Below are 21,895 nucleotides of genomic sequence, written 5' to 3'. Positions count from 1 at the left end.
GCCAGAGGGTATTGCAAACGGTCGCTCACGTGGTATGTTTTTGCCCGAATCAAACCGGCGCGCATCGCCTGTAGCGTCGGTCAACAGAGAGGAAACTACCATGGCTCATCCCGTAATTGATGCCGACGAGTGCATCGCTTGTGGCGTTTGCGTCGACTCCTGCCCCGCTGGCGTTCTGGAGCTCCAGGACGTCGCTACCGTTGCTGACGAGGACTCCTGCGTCGCCTGTGGCGCTTGCCAGGACGCTTGCCCCGCCGGCGCGATCACCGAGATCGTCGAGGAGTAACAACTCCCCCACTTGCACACTCACAAGTACACCGTGCACAAAAAAGGAGGCCTCCGCATCGCCGCAGAGGCCTCTTTTTTGTGCGGATAGCTAATTTGGCACCGTCGCAGGTTGAGCATAAGTCAGCGAAAACGCCCCTAAGCGAGCAAGGTGACGTGAAAGAGAAGGGAAGCGTACTTTTGTACGCGACCGACGATTGAACGTCAGATTGCCGCTTAGGGGCGTTTGCAGCGTCGGCTACGATAGATCGTCTTCGTAGGGCATCAGGTCTGCCAGATAGCCCCTCTCCTTGAGCATAGCCTCGATCTCGTCGAGGGTTTGCTCATCCTCTGCCGCGATGCGATGGAAGTGATAGCCGCTCGTCACCGTTAGTAGTGGAAAGCTCTTGCCGCTCTCGATATCGTGCAGGTAGCGCTCAACATCGCGACGATTGCGGATGTCCAGGTCGGCCGTGATCTTACCGTACACGCGGTGGTTGACGATTACGTTGAGCACGGCGCCTCCGGCGTCGACGATACTCGTGAGCTCATCGCCTGCCTGCTCCACGCTATGGCGAACCTTGACCAGGCGCGTGGGCACGGCGGGGCTGCTGGGGGCCTCCTGCAGCACGTAGCCGCGATTGGTCGCCACGATATCGTGCCCATCGGCGCGCAGCAGGGCGATGTCTTGCACGACAACCTGGCGGCTCACACCCACCTCGCGAGCAAGCGTACTGCCGGAGACGGGGTCTTTGGCTCGTTCGAGCACGCCCATGATGGCACGGCGACGCTCGCGGGCGTCCATTATTTACCGTCCAGCAGACGCAGGTGCTTAAGCGAGAGGTCGAGAATCGGCGCAGAGTGCGTCAACGCCCCCGAGCTAATAAAGTCAACGCCCAGGTCGGCAAGCGCACGGATATTGCTGGCATCCACGTTGCCCGAACACTCGGTCTTGGCGCGACCGGCAATAAGCTCAATCGCGGCAGCCATGTCATCGTGGGTCATGTTGTCGAGCATGATGATGTCGGCGCCGGCCTCCACGGCCTCGCGCACCATGTCCAGGTTCTCGCACTCGATCTCGACCGTCGCGGTAAACGATGCATGGGCGCGCGCCATCTCGATCGCACGCGTCACGCCGCCGGCGGCATCGATGTGGTTGTCCTTGAGCATGACGGCCGTCGACAGGTTGTAGCGGTGGTTGCTGCCGCCGCCGATCTCGACCGCGGCCTTCTCGAAGACGCGCATACCCGGCGTGGTCTTGCGCGTGTCGACGAGCACGGTCTTGGTGCCCTCGAGCGCCGCAGCCATCTGGTGCGTATAGGTAGCGATACCGCTCATGCGCTGCAGGTAGTTGAGCGCCACGCGCTCGCCCGAAAGCAGCACGCGCGCATCGCCGCGTACCTGGCCCACATGGTCGCCGGCGTGCACCTCGTCGCCATCGGCAACGTCAAACAGCACCGAGCTCTGCGAATCCAGCAGCTCAAAGGTGCGAGCGAACACATCCAGGCCCGCGATGATGCCATCGGCCTTGGCGATGAGCTCCACCGTGGCGGGACGCGCCGTGGGGCACACGCTCGCCGTGCTCACGTCCTCAAACGTAATGTCCTCGCGCAGAGCCTGCAGAATCAGATCATCGACGACGAGCTTCATGGTAATGGGGTTCATGGTCTACTCCTCCACGGCCTGCGTGCCGGCGGCACGGGCCAAATCATCGATTGCCAGGGTGTCGGCGCTCAGGGCGCGATGACGGCCGTCGAGCGCGGGCTCGCCCGCCTGCTCCACGGCGAGCGACTGGCCGGTACGCATGTGCCACGCGGCGCGACGACCCCAGACCAGCGCCTCGAGCAGGCTGTTTGATGCAAGGCGGTTCTTGCCGTGAACGCCGTTGCAGGCCGTCTCGCCGGCGGCGTAGAGCTCGGGCATCGAGGTGCGGCCGTCCTTGTCGACCCACACGCCGCCCATAAAGTAGTGCTGCGTGGGTGTGACGGGGATGGGCTCGTCCAAGATGTCGCGGCCGTCCTCCAGGCAGCGTGCGCGAATGTTGGCAAAGTGTCCGGTTACCACGTCGCGCTCAACGGGGGCAAAGCTCAGCCACTCGTGCTCGGTACCATCCTGCTTCATCTGCTCGCGGATGGCGGCAGCGACCACATCGCGCGGCTGAAGCTCATCGGTAAAGCGCTCGCCGGCGGCGTTAAGCAAAATCGCGCCCTCGCCGCGGCAGCTCTCGCTGATCAGGAAGGTGCGGCCCGGCTGCGGCGAGAACAGTCCCGTGGGGTGAATCTGCACGTAGTCCAGGTGCTCCATCTTAATGCCGTGCTCCTGGGCGATGTAGCAGGCATCGCCGGTGAGCTGCGGGTAGTTGGTCGAGTGGTCGTATACGCCGCCGATACCGCCTGTCGCCCACAGCGTGTGGCGGGCATGGATCTTAAACGGCTCGCCGGCATGCACTCCGTCGGCGGCATTTGCCAGCTCGTCGGCGGGGCGAACCGAGTTGTCCTCGTCCACGGGAACGGCGACGACGCCGATGCACGCCGTGGCGCCATCACGCTCGCCCGTCAGGATGTCGGTCATGGCCACGTGCTCCAAAATCTGCACGTTATCCAGCTTGCGAACGGCCTGGAGGAGCTTGGTCGTGATCTCCTTGCCCGTAATGTCGGCATGGAAGGCGATGCGCGGGCGACTGTGCGCACCCTCGCGGGTAAAGTCGAGGCTGCCGTCGGCCTTGCGCTCAAAGTCCACGCCCATGGCCAGCAGGTCGTTGATGACCGAGCGGCTCGAGCGGATCATGATGTCGACGCTCTCGCGGCGGTTATCGTAGTGGCCGGCGTGCATAGTGTCCTCAAAGAAGGCGTCGTAGTCAGAGCCTTCGGGAAGCACGCAGATACCGCCCTGCGCGAGCATCGAATCGCACTCGTCGACAGCGCCCTTGGAGAGCATGATCACGCGCGTGCTCGTCGGCAGATTGAGGGCCGCGTACAGGCCCGCCACGCCGCAACCGGCAATGACGACGTCGCACTCCATGTCGGGGCATTGTTTGGTTTCCACAGGAATCCTCTCCCTTGTAATGTGACATAAGGGATGGTCCCTCATGTCACATCGTTCTAGCGAGCCGCGTATTCGAGCATGCGGTCGAGCGTGAGCTTGGCCTGGTCGGCGGCCTCATCCGACACGCCAATCTGCACCTCGCCCTCGCCCGTCTCCAGGCAGCGCACGAGCTTTTCGAGCGTGATGAGATCCATGTTGATGCAGGTGGGCTGCACCGCGGGGAAGTAGAACTTTTTGCCGGTGCCCTGACAGCGGCGCTCGAGCTCGTAGAGCACGCCGCGGACCGTCACGATGATGAACTCGCTCGCGTCCGACTCCTCGGCATACTTGATGATGCCGGCAGTGGAGCCGATGTAGTCGGCCTCGGCCAGGACGTCGGCCTTGCACTCGGGGTGCGCCAGCACGAGCGCGTCGGGGTGCGCCTCCTGAGCGTCGACAATCTGCTCGACGGTGATGATGTGATGGCGCGGGCAGTAGCCGTTGTTGAGGATGACGTGCTTTTGGGGCACCTGCTCGGCCACAAAGCGGCCCAGGTTCTGGTCGGGAATGAACAAGATGTGCTGCTGCGGCAGCTCGGAGACGATCTTGACGGCGTTAGAGCTGGTAACGCACACGTCACTCCAGCTCTTGATCTCGACCGTCGAGTTGACGTAACACACCACGGCCAGGTCGTCGCCATATTCGGCGCGCGCCGCGTCGACCGTCTCGTGCTTGACCATGTGCGCCATGGGACAGTCCGCGCCCGGCTCGGGCAGCAGCACGGTCTTGGTGGGATTGAGTAGCTTGGCGCTCTCGCCCATAAACTCCACGCCGCACAGCACGATAGTCTGCTGCGGCAGGCTCTTGGCGAGCTTTGCCAGGTAGAAGCTGTCGCCGACGAAATCGGCCACAGCCTGAACCTCGGGCGCCACATAATAGTGCGCCAGGATCACTGCGTCACGTTGGGTTTTTAGCTGATGAATGGCCTCGACGAGCTCTGCGGGCACCAGTGCCGCGCGCTCCGTTGCCGTCGTTGCCGATGCCAGGCCGGCCGCGATATCGCGTGCAAGCTCCGATGCATCCATGTTCGCGCTCTGTGCCATCAAGGCCCCTCTCTTTTGGCGAATCTTGGGGCTTTAGTATGACACCTGGCTTTACAGCTGACAAGACAGCTGTAAAGCCAGGTGTAAAGTTGGAATAAGGATTCAATCTTGGGGCGGGTCCATTTTCGAACTGGCAAGCTGAGGACAGTCGAGCTCTCGATAACGCAGGAGGCATCTTTGGACGGCCGCCGCGCATGGTCGACGGCATGCCCGTAGCCGGGCACACCGGACACGGCTTTGGCACCAGGAGCATTAAGCTTGCCGTCGAGCGCATGAACGGCAACTGCCAGTTTCGCATTCACGGCGATCGGTTTGAGCTTCGCGCAGTGATGTAAGGGCGCGACAAGTCGGCGCCGCGCTCGACCCATCAGGACCGCCTTGCCGGCGCCAGTCCGCTACAGCGGCGCGGCGGCCGGGGTCAGCTGCTTGATGTAGGCCCACATGCGCTGCTTGGCGGCTCTGTCAGTGAGCGCGGCCTCAAAGCCGTCGAGCGCGAGTACGCGACGACCCTGCACGTGGGCGACCAAGCCGGGCTTGAGCATGGCGGTATCAAAGTCGTCGATTGCCACGAGCATGTCTGCGTAGGTCTCGCGCATGGTATCGGCCGCGCGATCGTCCAACAGCAGGACCGCCTCGGGGTCCAAGGCCTCGAGCGCCTCGCGGAACAGCTCGCACGGCAGGTCCTCGCCCGCCGCAACCGCCCCGTCGCCCGCGCCGGCAACACTTGCCAGCACGCAGAAATCCTCGGGCGCGTAACCGATGGCGCCGAGCGCCTTACGCAACGCGGCGCCGTCTGGACCGGCAGCCAGCTCGCCACCCGCACGCTCGGCATCGTCTAAATCACCTTTTACCAGCACAATCGGCGAGCACGCGTTACCCGCGATACGCACGCCGCGACCCGCGAGCGATGCGAGCTCCTGCTCGGCCGCCTGGGCGATGGCTTCTTTTTTCTGGCTTTGTGACGTGGGCATGCGCTCTCCAATCGTTTGAATGCCCACCATTATATAAAAGAGCCGCCCGCGAGTGGTTGCATTGCGGGCCGTTGGGTATAAGCACGGTCGTACTGAGTTTTACGCGGCCGAGCCGCGTCGCACTATGGAGGTCACCATGGCTGACATTAAGCAGATTACCCCCGAGAATTTCGATTCCGTCGTTAACGGCAGCCTTCCCGTGCTGGTTGATTTTTGGGCACCGTGGTGCGGTCCCTGCCGTTCGCTCTCGCCCATTGTTGACGAAGTGGCCGACGAGCTGGCCGGCAAGATTACCGTCGCCAAATGCAACGTCGACGACAATCAGGACCTGGCCATGAAGTTTGGCGTTATGAGCATCCCCACGCTGGTTGTCTTTAAGAACGGCGAGGAAATCGACCGCTCCGTCGGTGCGCTGCCCAAGGCCAGGCTGCAGGCGCTGCTTGAGAAGCACCTGTAATACGCCGGTCATTTGTTGCCGTCCATGAGTGGTTTTGTGCCGCTCGCCGGAGAGCCGGGTGTTGCGCCCGCGACCACGGATAGTATGGTAATCACAAACAGCCCCCAGTGAACGGGTGCGGGTCAGACGGACTCGCACCCGTTTTCTTATGCGGCGATGCGTAAAGCGGGCGTAGTAGAATCTGAACCACTGATTAGACCCGTACAAAAGGAGATTCCCATGCATGACGTCGGAATGAACATGAGCCAGCTTACCATGAGCGTCAGGCAGGTCGACGACACGATCGAGCTCGCCCACGAGTGGAGCCATCAGCTGCTGCATGCGACCGAGAACTTTGACATGGAGCGCATTGGCGCCAAGCTCGAGGCCGCCATGGCGGCGCTCCACGAGGCGCACGACGCACTCGAGGGCTACGAGGAGGCCATCGAGGCCGACCATAACTCCGTTGGCTCCGTAAAGCTGGTGTAGCGTGGCCGAGCACGAGCACGCCTGCGAGCACGAGCATCCGCACGGGCCGACCGGCGACGTGGGCTGCCGCCTCAGCGGCTCCGCCTCCGAGCTGGTCCGTTTTTCGGTCACCGCTCCCGACGACCTGCTGCGCCGCTTTGACGAGCAGATCGCGCGCCGCGGCGACGTTGCTAACCGCTCCGAGGCCGTGCGCGACCTGATTCGCGCCTCGATCGCCAAGGAGCAGATGCGAACGCCCGACGAGCAGGTCATCGGGTCGCTCACCATGATCTATGACCACCATACCGGCGATCTGACGCGCCGTCTGGACGAGGTGCAGCACGACTACACCGACGAGATTGTCTCGACCATGCACGTGCATCTGGACCACCACAACTGCTTGGAGATTCTGGCGCTCAAGGGTCGCGGCGAGCGTGTCTACGAGCTGGCTGACCGTCTGCTGGGCCTGCGCGGCGTTAAACACGGCGAGCTCACCTGCGCCGCCACCGAGCAGAGCCTGGGGCTGTAGCGGGTCTTTGCGCGGCGCACCTGCCAAGAAGGGACAGGTTTGTTTTGGCAGGTTTAACGTTTTACCTACCAAAATAAACCTGTCCCTTTTTGGCAGGTCTCGATGAAGGAGGGTCGCATGCGACATGCGCATATCCATGTAACGGGCATTGTGCAGGGCGTCGGCATGCGACCGGTTGTGTATCGCGAGGCCATGGCGCACGGCATTTGCGGCTGGGTGCTTAACGCGGGCGATGGCGTGCATATCGAGGCGCACGCTCTAAGCGAGGCGCTCGACGAATTTGTCGCCGCGCTTTCCGAGCATACGCCTGCGGCGGCTCGTGTGGAGCATGTCGAGGTTATGGACCTAGCGCCCGGCGACTGGGACGCCGCCAACGAGCGGGGCTTTCGCATTGTGGCATCGCAGGATCAAACCGCCCACACGACGCTCGTCTCGCCCGACATCGCCACGTGCGACGACTGCCTGCACGAGCTGTTCGACCCCGCCGACCGACGCTTTCACTATCCCTTTATCAACTGCACCAACTGCGGACCGCGCTTTACCATCATCCGGTCGCTGCCCTATGACCGAGCGGCCACCTCGATGGATTGCTTTCCCATGTGCCCCACCTGTGCCGCAGAGTATGGCGACCCGCTTGACCGGCGGTTTCACGCGCAGCCCGATGCCTGCTTTGATTGCGGGCCGCACATTACGTGGCGCGAGGCCGGCGAAGCCGCCGCGTCGCTGACCGTCGGCACCACGCGCAAGACCAGCGACGCCATTATCGACCGCTGTGTTGAGCTGCTGGCCAACGGCGGTATCGTCGCCATCAAGGGTCTGGGCGGATTTCACTTGGTATGCGACGCCTCCAACGAGAAGACGGTAGCCGAGCTTCGCCGCCGCAAACGCCGCAGCAACAAACCGCTTGCCGTTATGGTACGCGGCCTTGCCGATACTGAACGCCTGTGCCATGTCAACGACGTTGAACGCGGCTTGCTGACCGGCAGCATTCGCCCCATCGTGCTGCTGCACCGACGTGCCGTTTGCGAGAGCGGCGGCTCCCCCAACGCGCTCGCGCCGTCCGTCGCGCACAACCTTCCTGAGCTTGGCGTTATGCTCCCCTACACCCCGCTTCAGCATCTGTTGCTTGCCGCGGCAGAAGCCCGCGGTATGCACGCGCTCGTCATGACCAGCGGAAACCTGAGCGAAGAACCCATCGAGACCGATGATACCCTTGCATGGGAGCACCTTGTTGCCGCCGGCATCGCTGACGCGCTACTTGGCAACGACCGTGCGATTCTCTCGCGCTACGATGATTCCGTGGTGCGCGTGGTCGGTGGGGTCGCCATGCCCGTTCGCCGCGCTCGCGGATATGCACCCCAGCCGCTGCCGTTGCCGGCGCTCGACGGCGCTCCGTCCTGCGTGCTCGCCTGCGGGCCACAACAAAAGGCCACGATTGCGCTCACGCGTGAAGGGACGAACGGCGAGGCAACCTGTTTTGTATCGCAGTATATCGGCGATGTTGAAAACGGCAGGACCTTCGATGCCTGGAACGCCGCGCGCACGCGCTTGGAAGATCTCTTTGACTTGGCGCCCGCCGCCTTGGCCTGCGATCTACACCCCAGCTATCTATCGAGCCAGTGGGCGCGCGAGCAGGCGCGAAAATGCAATCTGCCGCTCGTCGAGGTGCAGCACCATCATGCGCACATCGCGAGCGTAATGGCAGAGGCTATCGCCGCGGGCCAGCTTACAACCGACGCGCGCGTCCTTGGCATCGCCTTTGACGGCACCGGCGCCGGCACCGATGGGACCATTTGGGGCGGCGAGTTTCTTGTTGCCAGCCTTGGCGGCTTTGAGCGCGCCGCGCATTTGCGCACCTGGACGCTCCCCGGCGGGGCGGCCTCCGTGCGCGACGCCCGCCGCAACGCCTTTGCCCTGCTCAGTGAGCTCGGCCTGCTTGAACATCCGGGGGCCGAGCGGCTCTTGGACGGCCTAGACGAGCAAACACGCAGCGTGACGGCAACGATGATCGAGCGGAACATCAACAGCCCACGCACGAGCAGTATGGGGCGTCTCTTTGACGCCGCCGCTGCAGTTTTGGGCATTTGCGGGCAGGCAACCTACGAAGGCGAGCCCGCCATCGAACTCGAAGCCGCCGCCTGGCGCGCGCTCGGCAGCAAAATTACCCATGTTCCCGGCGATAAAGACGGCTGTTCCGCATCTGACCCATCGCGACTGGACAGTTTGTTCAGATTTGTATTAAAAACAGACCCTCTAACCAACGGTTTTGGCTCAGATTACCCCGAAGAGGACTCTCCAGGCACCTCATTTGCGATTAATTCGCCCGCCGGATACCCCAAATCAACCCATTCGGGGTCCTCGCAGACGATTTATACCACCCATTACCACTCTAAAAAGTACAAATCTGAACTAACTGTCCAAGCAACCTCGAGCAGGTCTCTTGTCCTGGGCCCCAGCTCACTTTTTGCGGCGCTTTTGGAGGGAACCAGAGCCAGTGTGCCCGCCGACAGGCTCGCACTCGACTTCCATGTCGCCGTCGCGCGCTCCTCGGCACGCATCGCCAGCGAGATCTGCACCCGTGAAGGCCTCGATACCGTTGCGCTCTCGGGCGGTGTGTTCATGAACCGACTTCTGCTCCAGCTCCTCACCCGCGAGCTCAAAAGCGCAGGTCTTACTGTCCTTATCCCCCATACCGTGCCCGTCAATGACGGCTGCATCGCCTACGGTCAGGCGGCGGTCGCAAGCGCTCGTCTTGCGCAGATTGCATCGCAGTAGCTCGCTCTCGCACACCGCTGCGCCCAGCCGTCTCACAGGCGTAACGCGTTTGCCCGCGAACCCCGCGAGCGCTACCATCAACTGATGGATTATCGAGCGCCTATCCAGCGCAAAGCGTCTAAAAGGGGAACAATATGTGCCTTGCCGTCCCCGGTAAAGTAGTCAAACGCGACGACGGCCTCAAGGCCACCGTCGATATGATGGGCGTCGAGCGTCCGGTGTCGCTGCGACTCGTGCCGACGGCGCAGGTTGGCGACTATATTCTCGTGCACGCCGGCTTTGGCATCCAAATCGTCGACGAGCAGGAAGCGCAAGAAACGCTCGAGCTCGTTAACGCCATGACCGAACTGGCCGAAGAAGACCAACTGGCCAGCAACCCGGCCGAGGCATACTAGTGGCGGCCGGACAGCCGGTGCGCTCCGGTATCGACTTTTCGGCATTTCGCGACCCCAAGCTGGCTCGCGAGCTCATCGAACGCATTCGCGGTCTTGTCGACGACCGTACCATCAACCTTATGGAAGTCTGCGGCACGCACACCGTGAGCATCGGCCGCTATGGCTTTCGCTCCATTATGCCGGCCGGGCTCAAGCTGCTGAGCGGCCCGGGCTGCCCCGTCTGCGTTACCGCCAACCGTGACATCGACCACGCGATCGCGCTCGCCAACATAGACGGCGCCATCATCACCACCTTTGGCGACATGATGCGCGTGCCCGGATCGTCCACCTCGCTCGCAGCGCAAAAGGCGGCAGGGCGCGATATCCGCATCGTCTACTCCCCGCTCGATGCGCTCGACATTGCCGAGCAAAACCCCGATCGTCCGGTCATTTTTATGGGCGTGGGCTTTGAGACTACGACGCCCACCATCGCCGCTGCCATCTTGGAGGCCGAGACGCGCGGGCTTTTGAACTTTTCGGTCTATTGCGCCCACAAGACCACGCCGCCGGCGTTGCGCGCCATCGCCAACGATCCCGAGACCGCCATCGACGGCTTTATCCTGCCGGGCCACGTCGCCACCATCACGGGCTTGGCGCCCTTTAGCTTTTTGGTCGACGAGTTCGATACCCCGGGCGTGGTCACGGGATTTGAACCGGTCGACATCCTGCAGGGCATCTGCATGCTGGTCCAGATGGCTGTCGAGGGCAGGCCCGCGATCGACAACGCCTACCGCCGTGGCGTCAACGCAGGCGGCAACCCCGTGGCGCGACAGCTGGTCGAGCAGGTGTTTGAGCCATGCGACACCACATGGCGCGGGCTGGGGCCGATTGCCGACTCGGGCCTTTCCATCCGCCCTGAGTTCTCGCGCTTTGATGCCCGTACCCGCTTTGACGTGCCCGTTGAGGCGACGGTCGAGCCGCGTGGGTGCCGCTGCGGCGACGTGCTGCGCGGGGCCATTACGCCGAGCAGCTGCCCGCTCTTTGGCCGCACTTGCACGCCCGAGCACCCCGTCGGCCCGTGCATGGTGAGCTCCGAAGGCAGCTGCGCGGCGTACTACCGTTATCGCGACTATTAGGTTCCGCCGTTCTAACGAGCGGCGGACCGGTCGACGCTGCGCCTCACCCATATAATTCCACCCTCGATTGGAGTTTTCGATATGTCCCGTACTGCCACCGATAGCACCGTCCTGTTGGGCCATGGCTCCGGCGGTCAGATGATGAAACGCATCATCGATGAGGTCTTTTTGGATGCCTTTGGGGCGCCCGAGTTGCTCGAAGGCAACGACGCCGGCGTCGCCGCGCTGCCCGCGAGCGGGCGCATCGCCATGTCGACCGACAGCTTTGTAGTCTCGCCGCAGTTCTTCCCCGGTGGCAACATCGGCCGTCTCGCCGTGTGCGGAACCGTCAACGACGTCGCGACCTCGGGCGCCAACGTGCGCTACCTCTCGTGCGGCTTTATCCTCGAAGAGGGCTATCCCATGGATAAGCTCCGCCAGATTGTGCAGACGATGGCCGAGACGGCGCGCGAGGCGGGCGTGTCCATAATCACGGGCGACACCAAGGTGGTCGAGCGCGGCGGGGCCGACGGCGTCTACATCAATACCGCCGGCGTGGGCGAGGTTCCCACGGGCGTGGCGCTCAGCGGCGCCAACTGCCGCCCCGGCGACGTTATCCTGGTGTCAGGCACACTGGGCGACCACGGGATCGCCATCATGAGCCAACGCGAGGGCCTGGCGTTTTCGAGCACGATCGAAAGCGACGCCGCGCCGCTCAACCACCTGATTGCCGACGTTTTGGCCGCAGCGCCCGGCACGCGTTGCTTTCGCGACCCCACGCGCGGTGGCCTGGCGTCCACACTCAACGAGTTTGCCCAGGCCAGCGGTGTTGCCATGGAGATCGACGAGGATGCCGTGCCCGTGCGTCCCGACGTGCAGGCGGCATGTGAAATGCTCGGCTACGATGTGCTGCAGGTGGCAAACGAGGGCAAGATGGTCGCCGTGGTGCCGGCCGAGCAGGCCGATGCGGCTCTAGCCGCCATGCGTTCCGCCCGCTACGGCGAGAACGCCGCGATCATCGGCCGCGTGCTGCCACTTGCCGAGGGCTCCCGTCCCGCCGTGCGCGTGCGCACCGGCTGGGGCTCGACCCGCATCCTCGACATGCTCGTGGGAGAGCAGCTGCCGAGAATTTGCTAACGACGGCATCCGTGCGCCACCGCGCTTTGAACAATGCGCTTTTGATCGCTCAGCACAAGAGACCCCCACGACCGAGTTGAATCGGTCGCGGGGGTCCTTGCATTTGCGAGCTTTGCCGTTATCTACACTCGGAACTTTGGATACGTCAGCAGTACGAGCGAGACGCTCACGCCCAGCTGTATGAGAATCTGGCGAACGTCGCCGACGCCTCCAAGCGCCATGATAGGCAGCAAGGTAACGAGCATCGACGTGGCTTTTGCCCGCCTACTCCCCGCAGCCGCTCTCGATTAGCGCCACGAGGGCATCGACGGCGGCCGCCTCGTCGGCGCCGTCGGCTGCAATCTCAATCTCGCAACCACAGGCCATTCCCAGGCTCATAACCATCAGGATCGACTTGGCGTCTTTGGCGTCTCCGCCCACCTTACCAACGGTGATCGAGCTCTCGTACTTGCTCGCCTCCTGCACAAACAGCGATGCAGGGCGCGCGTGGATGCCGCTCGGATTCTTGACGACCGTCGTCTTGGAAACCATCTCTACTCCTTACTCCACCACGATGTTATCGGTTGCGGTGTCGGCGCCGTTGCTGGCGATGAGTTTCTTGTAGTAGAAATAGGACTTCTTTCGCCCCAGCGCCATGCTTCCATTGCCAAAATCGTCAACATCGACCGAAACAAAGCCGTATCGTTTGCTTACCTCGGAAGTTCCGGAACTTACCAGATCAATCGGACCCCACCACGCATAACCAAATACATCCACACCATCCTTAATTGCTTCAGCGAGCTGCTCGACATGGCGCTTCATATAGTCGATACGATAGTCGTCCTCGACATATCCATTCTCGTCGAGCTCATCTATGGCTCCAAGACCGTTCTCAGAGATAAAAATAGGCAAATGGTAACGATCGTAAATATGATTAAGAGTGATACGGAAACCAATGGGGTCGATAGGCCATCCCCATTCCGACGCCTCAAGATAGGGATTTTTAATTGCCGTAACCAAAGAGCCCGAGGGCTTGGGGACCGGCTCACCCTTATAGCGCATGATGTAGGTCATGTAGTAACTGATCGTTACGAAATCGACAGTACCCGACTTGAGCACCTCAGCATCACCCGGCTGCATATCAATATGAATATCGTTCTCATCAAAGAAACGATCCATGTAATACGGGTATTCGCCTTTAGCCTGGACGTCACTGTAGAACCAGTTGAAGTGGTCTTCGAACAGAACCTGGAGCTGATCTTCGGGCTTGGGGGTCTCAGCATAGTTCTCGAGTCGGCAGAGCATGTTTCCGATCTTTGCATCCGGATCAATTTCGTGGCACTTCATAACGGCCTTGGCGCTCGCAACAAATTGATTATGGGAAACCTGATACTTAAGCTCCCAATTGTCGCGATACGGATTCTCCGGAGTCTTAGAATCCTCTTCGCTCATAATGACGCCACTGCAGGTGAAAGGATTGGTAAGAACATTGTTGATTTCGTTGAACGTAAGCCAGTATTTAACTTTCCCCTTGTAACGCCTAAAGCAAGTCTCCGCATAACGCTCAAATGCTTCGACAGTGTGGCGGCTTTTGAAACCACCGTATGCTTCGGCAAGATGAAGCGGGGTATCGAAGTGGCACAGCGTCACCATTGGCTCCATACCGAGCTTGTGGCATTCATCAAACACGCGGTCATAAAAAGCCAAACCGACCTCGTTTGGCTGAGCATCGTCACCGTTGGGGAAAATGCGGCTCCAGCTGATCGACATGCGGAAAACCTTAAATCCCATACCCGCAATCTCGGCCAGTTGCTCCTTATAGCGATGATAAAAATCGATTCCCCGACGCTTGGGAAGATTGTATTGCTCGGGATGTAGCTTCATTTGCTCCAACATCTCGGCGGTAACGGAATTATGCGGGAGAGGCTGACCTTCATATCCACGATTCGCCTCGCGAGAAATAAACGGAGCGAAATCAGAGGTTGCAAGCCCGCGACCCCCCTCATCAAACGCACCCTCAATCTGATTTGCAGCCGTTGCTCCTCCCCAGAGGAAGCCATCAGGAAATGCGCTCTGCTTCTTAACAGTATCCATAAATCTAGTTCCTTAAAGATGGAGTTCTTAAAAATAGAGGGAGACCTTTGTCGCAATCTCCCTCGCGTCAACCAATTGGAAGATTCGAATTACTGACCGGCGCGGATAGCCAGTGCGCGCACAATCGGCATCATCTTTTTAACCATATGAAGTTCAGCACTAATGGTCATGAGAGTGTCCTGAGCATGCGTAAAAAGCAACGAGTACTCGACTTCCTCACCTGCCGCTTGGGCTTGAATCGTGGCAGTCTGCACTTTATGCGCGGTCAGAATCTTTGCATCCGCTTGGGCAAGGTGCTCCTCTGCCGCATCAAAATCAAACTCCGCCAAGCTATCCAACGCCTGGTCAATACAAGTCCTACCGTCACCAGTATTTAAAATGACTTCCATAGCCACAGCGCTGATGTCAATTGCGTCACTCATCGTTCGCTCCCGTCGTTGTAGAATCTGCAGCTGCCAGCACAACTTTTTCGGATGGACCATTCTCAGAAGCAGTCTCGGAAATGTTTGCAGCCTTCCTTGCCTCACGAGCGACACGTTTTGCCGCCTTCTTCGCAGCGCGCTCAGCCTCGATTTTCTGCTCGTCCTCTGCGGCATGTTTGTCGAAAACCTTAAAGAAGGGATACCAAATGATTGCCGCAAGAATCAGGTTCACCACGACAAGCACCACGTTGCGAAAATCTCCGTTGGAAAGGAAGTAAGCCGAAACCGCGTTGGGAAGGAAGTTCATCGCAAACATCTGGGTATGGAGACTTGCCCAGTCGAACTGCAGCCACAGATAGGCATTTGCGGGCAGAATGATAGCTTGAAGAATAACCGGGATGAACAGATAGGGATTATTAACGATAGTGGAAAAAACCAGAGGCTCATTGATATTAAAGAGGGACGGCACGAACGTCGCCTTACCGAGCGTGCGGTTCTTTTTGGATTTCGAGAACAGCATCATAAACGCCAGAGGCAAAGTGTTGAGCTCTCCGCCAATCATGTAGTAGCGCGAAAGGCCATACGCATTGATGTTGGTCGGCGTAGCCCCCGCGGCAACTGCAGCCATATTCTCAGCCATACCACCCTGGGTGATCGGAAGCGTCACCGAAATAAACGCCCAGCCCGAAACACCAAAGAAGTAGAACACGTCCATCACCAAAGCCATAAACACAACGCCGGGGAGAGACTGGCCAAAACTGGTAACGGGTGAAAGAATCAGCGCAATTACGGTAAAGACATCAATTCGAACAAGAAACGTCAGCAGAAACGCAATTGTAAGGCTCAGCAAAATTGGGATAATGCTGTCGAACCAGCTTTTAACAAAATCAGGGATAACCGATTCTTCACCGAAGAAGCTATGATGCGCTGCGAACTTGTAGATTGCACCGACCGTGATACCCACTGCCATAGCCGCAAACATGCCGCTCGAGCCGAACTTCCACATCTCGAAGGCCATGCCCTCATCGACCGTCTGGGGATTCATGCACAGCATAAAAGCGCCGACGCCGGTAAAGCCAGCGATCAGGGCCCTACCTTTATCGTCCTCCTTGACACAGACGCTGTGAGGAATGATAAAAGCGATGAACATTCCTACGAGACCAAACGAGTAGGTATTAAGCGCTGACAGGTCAGGTAGAGCGGGCACAAAATTACGAACCACATTAAAAAGGCTCGGAATTGCCGAGACCATTGTAAACGGAACGATATACAAAACGGCATTGGCAACGATTCCAAACCAATAGCTCGACGTAAGCTTATTGACAACGGGGACAACGTTCTTTTCGATGCTCCCTTGGACTTTTTCCATCACATTAGACATATCAAGCACACCCTATTCGCCATCAAAATCTATGTCGAGAAGATCGTAGGCATCTTCGAGAATTCCCTCGCCATCAAGCGACGCATAATAATCAGGGTCGATTGACATTACCTTTACACCGTAAGGCTCAAGCATTTTTTGCGTCGCCGGAACCTCGGCGGCAAAATGCGGCCCCAAGAGGAGGGCATCGATCTTATCGGCATAGTCCATAATTTCAGATTTGCTGACCGCATTGATGGTGCAGTCAAGGCCCTTGGACTTTGCGACCCTGCGCATGCCCGCCGCCATAAAGCCGGTCGAGGCACCGATGCCGCAAGCGAGGAGAATACGGACGGTGCCGTTCTCGTCTGCCATGGGGTACTCCTTTCCCAATAAGCGGGCCCAAGGCAGCTCCGATGCCGCCGCAGTCCCCGCCATGTTCTTGAGCGTCCGTGTCGACCCGGCCGCCCTTGACCGTGACCGCACTATACGCGGCAGAGGGTTCTTGCCGCCAACCGTCTTTTTGCCGCATGGCGGCAAGGCGGCAGATTTTCCGCTTGCGCGGCAAGCCGGGCGGTTTTCCGCTTGGGCGGCAAATTGAAAAAGACGCCCCGTCTTTCCCTGAGATACCATGGGGCGGTACACCCTATCTGCCGATCATCTCTGGGAGAAAACCATGTCGAGCGCCAAGCAGAACCGCATCAACCGCATGATCAATGTGCTCGAAAACAGCAGCTCCTGGATATCTTCCTCTATGCTCGCCAGCTTGTTGGGCGCAAGCGAGCGCAGCATCCGCAACTATGTTGCCGAGGTCAACGAGGCCGGTACACGACATATCGAATCATCTAAAGAGGGGTATCGTCTTGCTGCAACAACGTCGGCCGCCGGCAATGCCCCGGCCTCCCTCCTCGGCAACGCCGATATCGTCCCCGCTGGCAGCGATTCGCGGCGCGACTTCACCATCTCGCGCCTTGTGAACGCGCGCGACGGACTCTCCGTCTTCGATGTGTCCGACGAGCTCTTTATCAGCGAAAGCACGTTTCAGAGTTCCGTGATGCCGCAGGCGCGGGCGCTCGTGCGACAGTTTGACCTCAATATCGAGACACATGACTACCGCATGACGCTCACGGGGCGTGAGGCCGACAAGCGCAAACTTCTCGGCCACATAGCCACGCACAACTCCTATGGCTACTTCACCTCGACCAAGACGCTCGAGAACATGTTTCCCGGCTTTGATGTGCAAGGAATCCTCTCGAGCCTGGTCGAGATTTGTCAGCGCTCGGACCTGTTTATCAACAACTACGCGTTCTCCAACCTGCTCATGCACCTGCTGGTGATCATTATCAGGCTCACCTCGAACAACGAGCTCAGCGAGGTGGACGGCCCCATCGACGGAGACGGCCTGGTGGCGCAGCTTGGGCAGCGTGAGCAGATTGTGCGCTGCGCCCAGTGCATCGCCGCCTACTTTGAGAAGGAGTTTGGCTGCGCCGTCCCGCGTGCCGATTTTCAGCAGATCCTGCTGCTTCTGGCGCTTTCCGTCGAGCGCTGCGATTTTGGCGACCTCAACCGCGAGAAGCTTGCAAGCATCATCGACCGCGATTTTATGGACATGGTCCTGGGGATTCTCGACGAGTGTGGCGAGCGCTACAACCTGCCGCGCTTTATCGACGAGCCTATGCGCTTGCAGCTCGTCCTGCATATGTTTAACGCCTACCAGCGCGCCGTCTACCACGTAAGCTACCCCAACCCGCTCGCCGCGCAAATCAAAAGCGAACACGCACCGGTCTACGACATGGCGGTCTATATCGCCCACCGTTTCTCGACCGCCATGAATGTTGAGGTAGGCGAGAACGAAATCGCGTTTATCGCCTTTCACATCGGCGCCTACTTTGAGAAGTTCTCTGCGCCCGACGGTGCCATCACCTGCACGGTGATTATCGAGGAGTATCACGATTTTGCACGCAGGCTCGTCGACGACCTCAAGTCCGAGTTTGGCGACGACATAAGTGTTGTTGCCGTGATGAGCTGTGATGGCTACCTGGCCGATCCTCCCGAGAGCGATGTGGTGATTGCAACGATCGACGTGCCGGTTTGCGGCGGCAGCACCAAGATCTTGATTGGGCCAATCCTCACTAAGCAAAACGTGCGAAAGATCCGCGACCGGCTTTGCGCTATCCAAGAGCAACGGCGGCGCCTCTATGCCCAGGGCCTTTTGGGGCGCCTGCTACAGCCGGGGCTGTTTATGCGCAACGTAGACGCAAACGACGCCACAAGCTGCATCGACCGAATGGGAGAGCTTTTGGCCGCTCAGGGGCTCGCAACGCCCGAGTATATCGCTGACGTGCATCTGCGCGAGAGTGTCTCGTCGACGGCGTTTACCGACAGCCTTGCCATGCCTCACGCGATCTCGGTATATCCCGAGCGCTCGTTTATCGCCGTGGCCCACAATGACGCCTCGATTCCCTGGGGACGCCACGACGTGCGGTTTGTGCTGCTTATAGGCATCGCGCAGGAAGACATGGGGCTCTTTAGAGATGTGCTCGACCTGATTATCGAGGTGTTCTCCTCGGTAGAGACAACGATGAGGCTCATGCAGACCGACACGTTCGAGGAGTTTCTGGCTGCGCTTACGCATGATATCGGGTAGAGGGCTCGACCCGCATTCTCGACATGCTCGTGGGAAAGCAGCTGTCGAGAATTTGCTAGGGCGGAATCGCATGAGTGGCGCGATGTCACCTGATATCCCTGGAGATGTTCAGATTCCAAGCACACCCAACGCGAAAGCCCAGTATTATGGGGTGCGTTTTGAAACCCAACGACGGGAGCTTTCATGGCGGCAGCTTTTTCCCATGTGATCTTCGATCTGGACGGCACCATCCTCAACACGCTCGAGGACCTGGCAGCCGCCGGCAACCATACCTGCGAGGCGCACGGCTGGCCCACGTTTGCCGTTGACGAGTACCGCTACAAGGTGGGAAACGGCATGCTCAAGCTGGTTGAGCGCTTTATGCCCGCCGAGTACGCGGGCGACGGCCGTATGTTTGAGCAGACGCTTGCCGAGTTTAGGGCTTATTACGGCGAGCACAAGGAGGACCACACCGCCCCCTATGCCGGCACGATCGAGATGCTCGACCGCCTGCGCGCCGCGGGTGTGCAGCTTGCCGTGCTCACTAACAAGGACCACGTCTCGGCGGCCCCGCTTATCGAGAAGTATTTTGGTTCCGAGCGCTTTGCGCTGGTACAGGGCCGTGTCGATGCGTTTCCGCCCAAGCCCGAGGCACCCGTCACGCTGCATGTGATGGAAGAGTTGGGCGCCGACCCGGCGACCACGCTCTACGTAGGCGATTCCAATGTCGATATCCTGACCGGCCACAACGCCGGTCTTAAGAGCGCAGGCGTCAGTTGGGGCTTCCGCGGCCGCGCAGAGCTGGAAGCCGCCGGCGCCGACTACGTGGTGGACAGCCAGGCAGAGCTCGCGGCGCTGGTGCTGGGCGAGTAGCGAGCGGGCACCAGAGCGAACAAATTGGCATGAAAAGAGGACGGCATAGACCTTCTGGTCATGCCGTCCTCTTTGAATGACAAGTTGTCGCTCTGGTGCCCACGCAGCGTCGAGCAGCTGCGGCGTTTGGTAAAACGCCGCAACGAACTAGTTCATCATCGCATTCATCATCTCGGTGGTTGCGGAATCGTCGGCAGACCACTCGTTATCCTCGTTGGCGGAATACTTAAAGGTGACCTTGGTGTCCTTGGTCTTAGCGGCCTTGGTCACGTCGACCATCACCTGGCCGGCCATCTTGTACAGCTCGTCCTCGGAAGGCATCGTATCGAGTGCGGCGATCTTCTCCTGATACTGGGTGGCGAAATCTTCGACGATCTTGTTCATGGACTTGCAGGTGATGGTGACCTCGGCGGTCGCGGTGCCCTTGTCCTCATCGACCGTCACATCACCGATCTTGTAATCAAAACCCTCGAGATAGCTCTTGGCATACTCCTTGGGATCGATGCCCAGCTGCTCAAACTCGTCGCCCGAAGCCTCTTCCAGGCCGGAGAGGAAATCATCGCCGCCGTTCTTGATCTCGTCAAACTGACTCGTAAGGTCGTTGGTGATGAGCTCCTCCACCGAAGGCCCTCCGCAGCCGGAAAGCAAAACCACGCACGCGACCAGGGCAGCCATCAGGGGCGCAAGCAGCAGCTTCTTTTTCATGACATTCCTCCAAACAAGCGGCGCTGCGTTTCCCGCGCAGCGCACGTCGCAACAGTAAGTCCATATTAGCGGCTCCGTTCAACCCCCTACGTCGCAAAAGCGTGGGCGGCTCAATTTGACGAGTGAATGGCCCATAAAGCAAGCCCCCTGCAATAAAATGCGCCTGCTCGGCCTATTAAAAAAGGGTGGCCGGATAACCCGACCACCCTTGTGCATCTTCTGGATGCCGCAGACTACTTGCGGACGACCTTAACGATGGCGTCACCGGCGACGACGGCAGACTCGGCCTCGACGGCGAGCTCGACATCGGCAAACTCGGCGGTGTTGGACACGGCCACGACGACGCAGTCCTTGTAACCGGCGGCAGCGATCTTGGCGCGGTCGATCTTGAGCAAGGGCTGGCCGGCCTTCACGACGTCGTCGGCCTTGACGAAGCCGTCGAAGCCGTCGCCATTCATGTTGACGGTATCGACGCCAACGTGCACCAGAACCTCGATGCCGCTATCGGACTGCAGGCCCACGGCGTGACCCATGGTGACGGTCACCTTGCCGTCGCAGGGAGCGTAGACCAGGTCGTCCTCGGGCCACACGGCGCAGCCCTTGCCCAAAACCTCGCCAGCAAAGACGGGATCGGGCACGTCGGCCATCTTGATGACCTTGCCCTTGACGGGCGAACACAGCACGTCGGCGCCGGCAGAAGCAGAAATGGAGGCCGGAGCAGCGGCAGCCACGGGCTCAGCCTTCTTCTTGAACATATCAAACAGACCCATACGTTTTCTCCTCTTGATTAAGCGCAACGTTATGCGCATACCTATGGTGATTATAGTGCCAAATGGCCAAAATGCTAAGGCGAGGGCCCAAATCACAAGCCCTTCCAAGCCCTTCCAAAACCTTTTCCCATGGGGACTCATATTGTCGATTAAGCCTCGATAAGCCCCAGGTGAACAAAAGCGTTCCAGATGCCGTCGTCATCGACGTCGGTGGTCACGTAGTCGGCGGCCGGTCCGGCGTTCGGCGGAACGCCGGAGCTCAATTATTCCAAGCCCTCGGTGCCGTTGGACTTGATGATCTTCTGGTATGCGAAGAAGCTGTCCTTGCGGCGGCGCTCGTAGGTACCGGTGCCGTCGTCGTACTTATCGACGTGGATGAAGCCGTAGCGCTTGCGCATCTCGCCAGTGCCGGCGGAAACCAGGTCGATGGGACCCCACCAGGTGTAGGCTATCAGGTCAACGCCATCGGCAATGGCCTCGCCCATGGCCTTGATGTGGCTCTGCAGGTAGGCGATGCGATACGGGTCATGGATGGAGCCGTCCTCCTCGACCTCGTCGTAGGCGCCCATGCCGTTCTCGACCACCATCAGCGGAATCTCGTAGCGGGCGTAAATCTCGTTGAGGGCGATGCGCAGGCCCAGCGGATCGATCTGCCAGCCCCAGTCGGTGGGGACGTTCTTAAACGACTAGTCAAACAAGAATGTCCCCAACGACTAGTCGTTTAAGAACGTCCCCAATGACTACTCTGGCAGCGGCAGCAAGCGGGCCGCATTCGGAGCAAGACAACGCCGCAAGTAGAGGACGGACAGCGAGCGACGTCCAGGGCGAACAAGTTGGCATGAAAAAGGCGAGGCATTGACCTTCTGGTCA

23 protein-coding genes and 1 pseudogene are annotated in these 21,895 nt (G+C 59.9%); 11 read left to right on the top strand and 13 right to left on the bottom strand.

Features of this window, described 5'->3' with window-relative positions; translation table 11 throughout:
- Window positions 1-34: 34 nt before the first annotated feature.
- Window positions 35-286 carry an indolepyruvate ferredoxin oxidoreductase subunit alpha gene (locus tag ACTQZF_RS00535; protein ID WP_158564522.1) on the top strand — a complete coding sequence of 84 codons (252 nt, stop codon included), beginning with the start codon at window positions 35-37 and terminating at the stop codon, window positions 284-286.
- Between the two features lie 237 nt (window positions 287-523).
- On the opposite strand, the gene ACTQZF_RS00530 is transcribed toward ACTQZF_RS00535, so the two are convergent.
- Genes ACTQZF_RS00530 through nadA form a run of 4 tightly spaced genes read right to left on the bottom strand, consistent with a single transcriptional unit; the run spans window position 524 to window position 4,391 of the window.
- The gene (locus ACTQZF_RS00530; protein WP_441537703.1) at window positions 524-1,069 is read right to left on the bottom strand and encodes a transcription repressor NadR; all 546 of its coding nucleotides are present in this window, start codon (window positions 1,067-1,069) and stop codon (window positions 524-526) included.
- Window positions 1,069-1,929 (bottom strand): carboxylating nicotinate-nucleotide diphosphorylase, encoded by an 861-nt coding sequence (gene nadC, locus ACTQZF_RS00525; protein ID WP_427719300.1) that lies wholly within the window; start codon window positions 1,927-1,929, stop codon window positions 1,069-1,071. The genes ACTQZF_RS00530 and nadC overlap by 1 nt, the downstream gene beginning before the upstream one ends.
- 3 nt (window positions 1,930-1,932) lie before the next feature.
- Window positions 1,933-3,309 (bottom strand): L-aspartate oxidase, encoded by a 1,377-nt coding sequence (locus tag ACTQZF_RS00520; protein ID WP_441554245.1) that lies wholly within the window; start codon window positions 3,307-3,309, stop codon window positions 1,933-1,935.
- Between the two features lie 56 nt (window positions 3,310-3,365).
- Entirely contained in the window at window positions 3,366-4,391 is a 1,026-nt protein-coding gene (gene nadA / locus ACTQZF_RS00515) for a quinolinate synthase NadA (RefSeq protein ID WP_441554244.1), read from the bottom strand.
- A gap of 194 nt (window positions 4,392-4,585) precedes the next feature.
- Between nadA and ACTQZF_RS00510 the strand changes: the two genes are divergently transcribed.
- Window positions 4,586-4,726 (top strand): hypothetical protein, encoded by a 141-nt coding sequence (locus ACTQZF_RS00510; protein ID WP_441554243.1) that lies wholly within the window; start codon window positions 4,586-4,588, stop codon window positions 4,724-4,726.
- 60 nt (window positions 4,727-4,786) lie between these two features.
- Here ACTQZF_RS00510 and ACTQZF_RS00505 read toward each other — a convergent pair whose 3' ends face one another.
- A complete protein-coding gene (locus ACTQZF_RS00505) occupies window positions 4,787-5,362 on the bottom strand; it encodes a hypothetical protein (protein WP_427794076.1) in 576 nt (191 codons plus the stop codon).
- 136 nt (window positions 5,363-5,498) lie between these two features.
- Between ACTQZF_RS00505 and trxA the strand changes: the two genes are divergently transcribed.
- From trxA to hypE, 7 genes are all read left to right on the top strand, one after another.
- A complete protein-coding gene (gene trxA / locus ACTQZF_RS00500) occupies window positions 5,499-5,819 on the top strand; it encodes a thioredoxin (protein WP_154518161.1) in 321 nt (106 codons plus the stop codon).
- Between the two features lie 219 nt (window positions 5,820-6,038).
- A complete protein-coding gene (locus tag ACTQZF_RS00495; RefSeq protein WP_441554242.1) occupies window positions 6,039-6,287 on the top strand; it encodes a hypothetical protein in 249 nt (82 codons plus the stop codon).
- Between the two features lies 1 nt (window position 6,288).
- Window positions 6,289-6,795: a nickel-responsive transcriptional regulator NikR gene (nikR, locus tag ACTQZF_RS00490; RefSeq protein WP_370450671.1), complete on the top strand. Its 507-nt coding sequence runs from the start codon at window positions 6,289-6,291 to the stop codon at window positions 6,793-6,795.
- A 117-nt stretch (window positions 6,796-6,912) separates the two neighbouring features.
- Window positions 6,913-9,570, top strand: coding sequence for a carbamoyltransferase HypF (gene hypF, locus ACTQZF_RS00485; RefSeq protein ID WP_441554241.1), 2,658 nt, complete (start codon window positions 6,913-6,915; stop codon window positions 9,568-9,570).
- 134 nt (window positions 9,571-9,704) lie between these two features.
- Window positions 9,705-9,965: a HypC/HybG/HupF family hydrogenase formation chaperone gene (locus tag ACTQZF_RS00480; protein WP_427727316.1), complete on the top strand. Its 261-nt coding sequence runs from the start codon at window positions 9,705-9,707 to the stop codon at window positions 9,963-9,965.
- Complete coding sequence (gene hypD / locus ACTQZF_RS00475) at window positions 9,965-11,080, top strand: hydrogenase formation protein HypD (RefSeq protein WP_441554240.1); 1,116 nt, start codon at window positions 9,965-9,967, stop codon at window positions 11,078-11,080. Before ACTQZF_RS00480 ends, hypD begins: the two co-directional genes overlap by 1 nt.
- An 81-nt stretch (window positions 11,081-11,161) precedes the next feature.
- Window positions 11,162-12,196: a hydrogenase expression/formation protein HypE gene (hypE, locus tag ACTQZF_RS00470; RefSeq protein ID WP_441554238.1), complete on the top strand. Its 1,035-nt coding sequence runs from the start codon at window positions 11,162-11,164 to the stop codon at window positions 12,194-12,196.
- A 264-nt stretch (window positions 12,197-12,460) separates the two neighbouring features.
- Here the strand turns inward: hypE and ACTQZF_RS00465 are convergent, their stop codons facing one another.
- The 5 genes from ACTQZF_RS00465 to ACTQZF_RS00445 all read right to left on the bottom strand — a co-directional run bounded on the left by ACTQZF_RS00465 (window position 12,461) and on the right by ACTQZF_RS00445 (window position 16,426).
- On the bottom strand, window positions 12,461-12,727 hold the full coding sequence (locus ACTQZF_RS00465) for an HPr family phosphocarrier protein (RefSeq protein WP_117583648.1): 267 nt from the start codon (window positions 12,725-12,727) through the stop codon (window positions 12,461-12,463).
- 9 nt (window positions 12,728-12,736) lie between these two features.
- Window positions 12,737-14,269: a glycoside hydrolase family 1 protein gene (locus ACTQZF_RS00460; RefSeq protein ID WP_154518173.1), complete on the bottom strand. Its 1,533-nt coding sequence runs from the start codon at window positions 14,267-14,269 to the stop codon at window positions 12,737-12,739.
- An 89-nt stretch (window positions 14,270-14,358) separates the two neighbouring features.
- The gene (locus tag ACTQZF_RS00455) at window positions 14,359-14,691 is read right to left on the bottom strand and encodes a PTS lactose/cellobiose transporter subunit IIA (RefSeq protein WP_117583650.1); all 333 of its coding nucleotides are present in this window, start codon (window positions 14,689-14,691) and stop codon (window positions 14,359-14,361) included.
- Window positions 14,684-16,072, bottom strand: coding sequence for a PTS sugar transporter subunit IIC (locus tag ACTQZF_RS00450; RefSeq protein WP_441554237.1), 1,389 nt, complete (start codon window positions 16,070-16,072; stop codon window positions 14,684-14,686). Before ACTQZF_RS00450 ends, ACTQZF_RS00455 begins: the two co-directional genes overlap by 8 nt.
- A 12-nt stretch (window positions 16,073-16,084) precedes the next feature.
- Complete coding sequence (locus ACTQZF_RS00445; RefSeq protein ID WP_117583652.1) at window positions 16,085-16,426, bottom strand: PTS sugar transporter subunit IIB; 342 nt, start codon at window positions 16,424-16,426, stop codon at window positions 16,085-16,087.
- Window positions 16,427-16,727: 301 nt separating this feature from the next.
- On the opposite strand from ACTQZF_RS00445, the gene ACTQZF_RS00440 reads away from it, so the two are divergent.
- Both ACTQZF_RS00440 and ACTQZF_RS00435 read left to right on the top strand, forming a co-directional pair.
- Window positions 16,728-18,698, top strand: coding sequence for a BglG family transcription antiterminator (locus ACTQZF_RS00440; protein ID WP_158556923.1), 1,971 nt, complete (start codon window positions 16,728-16,730; stop codon window positions 18,696-18,698).
- A gap of 183 nt (window positions 18,699-18,881) precedes the next feature.
- Complete coding sequence (locus ACTQZF_RS00435) at window positions 18,882-19,550, top strand: HAD family hydrolase (RefSeq protein WP_229770728.1); 669 nt, start codon at window positions 18,882-18,884, stop codon at window positions 19,548-19,550.
- 147 nt (window positions 19,551-19,697) lie between these two features.
- Here ACTQZF_RS00435 and ACTQZF_RS00430 read toward each other — a convergent pair whose 3' ends face one another.
- From ACTQZF_RS00430 to ACTQZF_RS00420, 3 genes and pseudogenes are all read right to left on the bottom strand, one after another.
- The gene (locus ACTQZF_RS00430; RefSeq protein WP_427795241.1) at window positions 19,698-20,255 is read right to left on the bottom strand and encodes a hypothetical protein; all 558 of its coding nucleotides are present in this window, start codon (window positions 20,253-20,255) and stop codon (window positions 19,698-19,700) included.
- Between the two features lie 233 nt (window positions 20,256-20,488).
- On the bottom strand, window positions 20,489-21,025 hold the full coding sequence (locus ACTQZF_RS00425) for a PTS sugar transporter subunit IIA (RefSeq protein WP_441554236.1): 537 nt from the start codon (window positions 21,023-21,025) through the stop codon (window positions 20,489-20,491).
- A gap of 263 nt (window positions 21,026-21,288) precedes the next feature.
- Window positions 21,289-21,693: pseudogene (locus ACTQZF_RS00420) on the bottom strand (family 1 glycosylhydrolase); the annotation flags it as partial.
- Window positions 21,694-21,895 lie beyond the last annotated feature (202 nt).

This window comes from Collinsella sp. LCP19S3_H3, assembly GCF_052119145.1.
Lineage (GTDB): Bacteria > Actinomycetota > Coriobacteriia > Coriobacteriales > Coriobacteriaceae > Collinsella.
Note: the sequence above shows the minus strand (reverse complement) of the source record. Positions and strands in the feature narration are given on the sequence as shown.